The 7,331-nt window shown below is 42.8% G+C and carries 6 protein-coding genes; all 6 read right to left on the reverse strand.

Features of this window, described 5'->3' with window-relative positions; translation table 11 throughout:
* Nucleotides 1–73: 73 nt before the first annotated feature.
* The gene (locus I3257_RS13840) at nt 74–343 is read right to left on the reverse strand and encodes a hypothetical protein (RefSeq protein ID WP_045451779.1); all 270 of its coding nucleotides are present in this window, start codon (nt 341–343) and stop codon (nt 74–76) included.
* A 93-nt stretch (nt 344–436) separates the two neighbouring features.
* Entirely contained in the window at nt 437–1,105 is a 669-nt protein-coding gene (locus I3257_RS13845) for a glutathione S-transferase (protein ID WP_238050131.1), read from the reverse strand.
* 192 nt (nt 1,106–1,297) lie between these two features.
* Nucleotides 1,298–2,368, reverse strand: a complete 1,071-nt coding sequence (gene rarD / locus I3257_RS13850) for an EamA family transporter RarD (protein ID WP_238050132.1) — start codon at nt 2,366–2,368, stop codon at nt 1,298–1,300.
* Nucleotides 2,369–2,609: 241 nt separating this feature from the next.
* A complete protein-coding gene (gene rarD, locus I3257_RS13855; RefSeq protein ID WP_193009514.1) occupies nt 2,610–3,680 on the reverse strand; it encodes an EamA family transporter RarD in 1,071 nt (356 codons plus the stop codon).
* A 187-nt stretch (nt 3,681–3,867) separates the two neighbouring features.
* On the reverse strand, nt 3,868–6,687 hold the full coding sequence (gene gyrA, locus I3257_RS13860; protein ID WP_238050133.1) for a DNA gyrase subunit A: 2,820 nt from the start codon (nt 6,685–6,687) through the stop codon (nt 3,868–3,870).
* Nucleotides 6,688–6,992: 305 nt separating this feature from the next.
* Nucleotides 6,993–7,172: a hypothetical protein gene (locus I3257_RS13865; RefSeq protein ID WP_238050134.1), complete on the reverse strand. Its 180-nt coding sequence runs from the start codon at nt 7,170–7,172 to the stop codon at nt 6,993–6,995.
* Nucleotides 7,173–7,331: the final 159 nt, after the last annotated feature.

The following is a 7,331-nucleotide window of genomic DNA, read 5'->3' on the forward strand; positions in this document are numbered from 1 at the left end:
GGCACACCAGCAGAGGTACCCAAAAAAGTCAGCTTCAACATAGATTGCCTCTCTTACACATGATACTTATCTGCTATGACAATTGGCACATCATGGTTTTTTGCGCTGCAACCATCTGCCCACCATTGGCCGTACATTCACTGACCATATTGGACTCATAAGATTTCCAGCCGCCATAAAAGCTGGCAATACATAGAATCACTACGAGCAATTTTTGTGACCATGCTTTAATGGATACCTGCTGATGGTTCACATTGTCAGCGGTAGTATCAAGCGCGGGCTTAGCAGCAATGCCAGTATCGACATCAGTATGCTTGTTATGCGATTTATTTAAGTCTGTCATTACTTATCCTAAAAAAGGTTTTGTCTATAAATAAACAAAACCTTTTATTTTAATATCAAATTAGTCATTTATTAACGATTAAATGCGCCTCATTTAGAACTGCAAACGACCGCCCTTTTCTTCTGCACGCTTAAAGGCATCGCGCTCTTCACAGCGTTTTAGCCAGATTAAGATATTGGCATATTTACTGCTATCTAATCCTGTACCAGCATTGGCACCCACAACTGCAAGATGCATTTGGATATCAGCGGCACTGAATGCTTCACCAGCGAACCAGTGACTATCTTGTAGCTGCTTCTCCATCAGATTTAAGTTATTCACTATATTATTGTTGATCATTCCATCTTCAACTTGTTTGCGAATCCCTTTACTTATCGGCTTGATGAGCATGGGTGATCGTTCAACCACTTTGTTAAAAACGAGGCGCATGACCAATGGCGGCATCGCCGAAGCTTCAGCAAAATGCAGCCAAAAAGTATAGGCTTCCCACGCCGACTCGTTATCATCAGAAGGCTTAAACTGATGCTCTTTATCGTAGTGTTTCAGCAAGTATTCAATAATAAAACCTGACTCAGCCAACGCGCGATCATCAACTTCCAGCACAGGCGTATGTCCTAATGGATGCACTTTCTTTAAGCTCTCAGGTGCAAGATGCGCCTTAGTGCGCTCATAAGTGACCAGCTTATAATCTAGCCCCAACTCTTCTAGTAACCATAAAATACGAAATGAGCGCGAATTGTTTAAATGATGCAGAGTTAACATAAACCGTCCTAGTTATATATTGTTTTAAATCAGCCATAATCTCTTTGATACAGTGCCACGCTTTCAATTAAGCGTGACGCTATTGTCATCGATGATAGCGTAATTTTTGCCCCTTTAATACTGCAAGTTTGTAGAACGATGGCGAAAAACACTGCCTGCTAAGTCAAGTCTATATCGACTTGCTGGCAGGTGCTACTTTGAATGCAGCTCTTCAATTTTGCGTGTCATCTTATGTATTTTTTGCTGATACTTTCTAATTTTTCGGAAACGATTCGCGGTTAATACACCTTTAATACGACGGTTTTTCAGACGGCGACGTGGCGGGAAGCTACCCACTTGTGGCTCATTATAACCATGCAAACGGTCATCACGCTTACGTGCTAAGTAACCAAGCGCACTATCCACAATCATCATCATCAACGCGACAAAAATCATGCCGTACATAAATAAAGAGCCACCCTCATCGATACTTTGATGCAAAATCGTGATGGAAAATATGAATAAAAATATCGGCTCAAGGTAGCATAAGGTGCCAAATAATGAGACGGGCAGCTTTTGACTGGCAACCATGGTCAATGACATCGCAGCCGTACTGATAATGCCTAATAGTGGCAACAGATACCAAAACTTATCGGTAGATATCGCCAGCGTAAACCCGCCATTGAGATATAAAGCAATCAACACCACCGGCGTCAATAAAACAAGGTCAGAGATAAGCCCTGTAATCGGCGGCACTGCCAATTTACGACGCAGTAGATAATAAGGCGGATAACCCAAGCAAACAAATAAAGTCGCCCAAGAAATACTGCCGTACTGAAAGACATCATAGGCAATACCTGCGCCTGCGCAAATGGTGGCAATCCATTGTAACAAGCTCATGTCTTCGTTATAAAAAAACCGACCAACCATAATCATAATCATTGGATATAAAAAGTAACCCAATGTCACCTCAAGCCCCAAATCATTGACAGGTGCCCACATAAATATCCAGATTTGCGCGCCCAATATTGGTGTCGGTATGATAAATAAAAACCATTCTTTGGGCGACTTTAGGGTTTTGAGATAATCAAAAATATGCTGCCACTGCTTAAGCACACTAATCAGCAGCATCAGACTCAATAGCATCATCAGTACGCGCCAAGAAGCGACTTGCGTCCCTGACAACGGCTGCATCAATAGACCAAATAAGAATAGCAATGAATATAAAAAATTTGCTGCCACTGCAGCGATGGTACCTTGCGACGTTTGATTCGTGGTGAGCATAACGACAACCTTGAAAAATGAGCGCACGTCCTTGGCAATTTTAGAAAAAAACAAAAGCCTCCGACGCGGACGTCGAAGGCTTTTTGATCTATAAACTCTGTTATCTACAACATAATCATATAATATTGAGATAAATACTTGGAATATATCGTGTTTATCTTGTGGTCGGTATTATGTCAAAGTCAGAATAGATAAGCAATACACCTGCTTTACTAAAGCGTTCACCTACCCATTCAGCATCTTACTTTGCACTCAACTGCTCGATTTTTTGCTGTATTCTATCCATCTTTTTTTGATAGCGCCGAATCTTACGAAAACGATGCGCGGTTAAAACCCCATCGATACGCTGATCTATGAAACGACGACGCGGCGGAAACCCGCCCACTTGTGGCTCTCGATAGCCATGCAAATGATTGTCACGGCGGCGCTTAAGATAACCTCTTATACTATCAGCGATCATCACCAGTAACGCCAAACTTACCATACCATACATGAACAAAGAGCCGCCCTCATCGAGGCTTTGACTTAGAACAGTGATGGATAAAACAAACAGCAGCATAGGTTCGACATAGCTTAGCGCCCCAAATAATGATACAGGTAATTTGCTACTGGCAATCATGGTTAAGGACATCGCCAGTGCACTAAAGGCTCCTAGCAGTGGTAATAAATACCAGAACTTGATGTCCTGTGCTGCCGTACTAAAGCCGCCGCTAAAATACAACATAATGAGCACCACTGGCGTTAACAAAGCCAAGTCAGACAACAGCCCTGTGATAGGCGGCACAGCCAGTTTACGCCGCAATAGATAATAAGGTGGATAGCCCAAGCACACAAACAACGTTACCCAAGATACTGAGCCATATTGAAAGATATCATAGCCAATACCTAAGGCTGCACATAGCGCGGCCACCCACTGCAACGCACTCATATGCTCGTGATAAAAAAATCGACCAAGTACAATCATCACCAGCGGTAATAAAAAATAGCCCAAGGTGACATCCAGACCAAAGCCATTGACTGGTGCCCACATAAATAGCCAAATTTGACCACCCAAAATCGGTGTGGGCAAAATAAATATCAGCCACTCTTTCGGAGTTTTTAAGGTTTTGAGATAATCAAAAACGTGTTGCCATTGCTTGGTAAAACTGACCAACAATAGCAAACTTAGCAGCATCATGAGCACGCGCCATGAGGCTACCTGCGTACCTGTCAAAGGCAGCATAAATAGTCCAAACACAAACATCATCGAAAATAAAAAGCTCGATGATATCGAAGCAAGGGTTCCTTGAAAAGTTTGATTGGTCGAGAGCATAACAACAGCCTTAAAAAATAGAACTTTATGGGCATTATTTATAAAAAATTAGAGCAGCGGAAACTTAAAAGCAGACTCTAACAATAGATGACATACAGAAAAAAATAAAAGCCTCCGACGATAACGTCAGAGGCTTTTTATAGAACAATCATATAAGACTAGATCAAAAAGCTAACTACTGAGACATTTATTCGTCGTCTGCGTTTTCACCGTCTGTACTATCAACATCTAATTCATTGTCAGTAGCAATATCCATAACGTCATTCGTTGCTGTGTTGCCAGTCGCCGCATCGATATCTATCTGCTCTTGACCTGCCACATCAAGTGTACCGTCTTCTCTCATGGCGTCAACCAGCTCATCGTCACCTTCTTCATGCTCAACACGCGCCATAGCGACCAGCTTCTCGTCTTTTGATAGACGAATCAGCGTCACACCTTGCGTATTACGACCAGAGCTAGCGACATGCTCAACGGGCGTACGAACCAATGTACCTTTATCAGAGATTAAAATAATATCGTCTGTAGAGTCAACCTTAGTGGCTCTTACTAGCGCACCATTACGCTCACTGGTTTTGATGGCAATTACACCGCCGCCGCCACGATTTTGGGTATTGAACTCATCGATAAAGGTACGTTTACCAAAGCCGTTTTCACAAGCAATAAGAATTTCGCGGACATCATCTTCGATCACAACCAATGATTTTATAGACTCATTAGCCGCCAAACGCATACCACGAACACCTTTAGCCGTACGACCCATCACACGAGCATCATTTTCATCAAAACGAATGGCTTTACCACTGGATGCAAACAACATCACTTCTTGGCTACCATTAGTGATACGAGCACTGACCAGCTTATCGCCCTCTTCTAGTCCAATCGCAATCAAGCCGTTCGAGCGAATATTGGCAAACTGCTTAAGCTCTACCCGCTTCACCGTACCATTAGCCGTTGCAAAGAACACAAAAGGTGGCTCTGCTTGCGTGCTAGCGTCTAATGAATCATCATCCCCATCTATTAGATCATCTGTTAATGCTTCACCTTTTACCGATAGCTCTTCCACTATTTTTGGAATCGGTAGTATCGTAGTAACAGTTTCATCAGGATTTAAGCCAATTAAATTCACTAATGGACGACCGCGAGCACCTCGACTGGCAATCGGCACTTCAAAACCACGTAAGCTAAAGACACGACCGCTATCCGTGAAGCACAATACGGTAGCATGCGTTGAGGTCACAACCAAATGATCAATCACATCATCTTCTTTCATTGCGGTTGCAGACTTACCTTTACCACCACGTTTTTGTGCGACATAATCGTCAATCGGCTGAGTTTTTGCATAACCTGTACGCGAGACCGTCATGACAACCGTCTGTTCAGGAATCAGATCTTCACGGTTAAAATCAGTACGTGAGTCAATAATATCGGTACGGCGCTCATCACCAAAGTTATCACGAATCTCAATCATCTCATTGGAGATAATGGTCATTAGCTTATCAAAATCACCAAGAATAGACTCTAAATGAGCAATTTCACGTAGCAAATCCTGATATTCTTCGGTCAATTTGTCTTGCTCAAGACCCGTTAGACGATGCAACTGCATATCTAAAATCGCGTTGACCTGCTCAAGTGATAAGCGATAACGTTCTTCGCCCTCAATCAAGCCAAATGGTGCTTTAGGATCTTCGCCTTCGATATAGTCAGGACGCACAGATTGACTACCAGCAGCAGTAAGCATCGCCACCACGCTACCTGAACCCCACGTGTTATTTAATAAGCTTTCACGTGCCAAACCGCGGTTAGCAGAGGCTTTAATCGTTGCAATAATCTCGTCGATATTGGCTAATGCAACGGTCAAACCTTCGAGCAAATGACCACGTACGCGCGCTTTGTTTAACTCATAAATCGTACGGCGTGTCACCACTTCTTGGCGATGACGTACAAAGGCGGCAATCAGCTGACGCAAAGTTAGTAGCTTAGGCTGACCATTATCGAGCGCCACCATATTGATACTAAAACTTGATTCGAGCGGCGTTTGCAAGAACAAGTTATTAACGATAACTTCAGCTGTCTCACCACGACGCAAATCAATGGCGATACGCATACCATCTTTGTCAGATTCATCACGAATCTCGCTAATACCTTCAATCTTTTTATCACGTACGAGTTCTGCGATACGCTCAATCATTTTGGCTTTATTAGATTGATAAGGTACTTCGGTAAAGACAATACGCTCACGATCGCGGTTGACACCCGTATCACTCATGGCTTCAATATGATAGCGACCACGTATGTGCAAACGACCTTTACCCGTGCGATAAGCATCTAAAATACCAGCGCGACCATAAATGATACCGCCTGTAGGAAAATCAGGACCTGAGATGTGTGACATCAACTCTTCAGCTGATACTTGTGGGTTTTCGGCATAAGCCAAACAAGCATTAATCACTTCTGTCAGGTTGTGCGGCGCCATATTAGTCGCCATACCAACAGCAATACCAGTCGCACCATTGATTAGTAAGTTTGGAACACGCGCTGGCATGACGCTAGGCATACGCTCAGAACCATCGTAGTTGTCTTCCCAATCAACCGTGTCTTTGTCTAAATCAGCAAGCATCTGATGCGTCAGCTTGGTCATACGTACTTCGGTATAACGCATGGCAGCCGGAGGATCATCATCGATCGATCCAAAGTTACCTTGACCGTCAACCATCGGATAACGCAAACTAAAATCCTGCGCCATCCGCACAATGGCATCATAGACCGCACTATCGCCATGTGGGTGATATTTACCAATGACATCGCCGACGACACGTGCAGACTTCTTATATGGCTTATTATAGTCGTTAGATAGCACGTGCATGGCGTACATCACACGGCGGTGTACAGGTTTGAACCCATCACGCACATCAGGCAGCGCACGCGAGACAATCACGCTCATCGCATAATCCAGATAGGATTGCTTTAGTTCCTCTACGATGCCAATAGGACTGACCGATTCGCTCATATACACTCCTTCACTCACATTGTTTTTCTAATGTTGACACGTTTGTTCAAGATACTCATGGGTTATACAAAAATATAGCTGCATCAATGCGCAGCTACTATCAGAATAGTGACCCTAAAAAATCACTGTCAAAGGTGCAAAACAATAGGAAAATAGTGATACGGTTTTTGTTAAAAATAATGTTCAATTGAAGAAGCTATTTTAGCACAAATTTGCTGATTTAGGGGCGTCTGGCTGTTATTAAAATTAAGCAAAACAGCTGATTAGCGGTTTTTTTCACTCTAATAACAAGGGTAAAAACAACTTTAACGACATACTTGTTTTGATTGACTGATTTTGCCGTTTTTGCAAACAAATTTACCATCTTTTGAGCAGTGAGATACGCCGCCCATTTTGCCCGAACAAGGTGTATTCTTAGCCTGTGCTTGACTGATCGGAGCTATCATAAAGACACAGGTAACCAGTGATAACATCATTGACTTCATATTTTTCTCCTATTAATTATTAAATGGTATTCATGAAAAAACTGCATCCAGTGGACACAGTTTTTTCGATAGCAAAGCTATTTTTTACGGTTAAGCTGACCTCTATTAAGCAGGTTTAAATTCCTGATTAAAGAACTCACGTGTGGCTTGCGTACAAGC

The organism is Psychrobacter sp. Ps7, assembly GCF_022129225.1.
Classification (GTDB): Bacteria; Pseudomonadota; Gammaproteobacteria; order Pseudomonadales; family Moraxellaceae; genus Psychrobacter; species Psychrobacter immobilis_A.

Coding starts and splice junctions, on each gene's coding strand:
- I3257_RS13840 (WP_045451779.1), bottom strand. CDS start 343: ATGACAGACTTAAATAAATCGCATAACAAGCATACTGATGTCGATACT.
- I3257_RS13845 (WP_238050131.1), bottom strand. CDS start 1,105: ATGTTAACTCTGCATCATTTAAACAATTCGCGCTCATTTCGTATTTTA.
- rarD (WP_238050132.1), bottom strand. CDS start 2,368: ATGCTCACCACGAATCAAACGTCGCAAGGTACCATCGCTGCAGTGGCA.
- rarD (WP_193009514.1), bottom strand. CDS start 3,680: ATGCTCTCGACCAATCAAACTTTTCAAGGAACCCTTGCTTCGATATCA.
- gyrA (WP_238050133.1), bottom strand. CDS start 6,687: ATGAGCGAATCGGTCAGTCCTATTGGCATCGTAGAGGAACTAAAGCAA.
- I3257_RS13865 (WP_238050134.1), bottom strand. CDS start 7,172: ATGAAGTCAATGATGTTATCACTGGTTACCTGTGTCTTTATGATAGCT.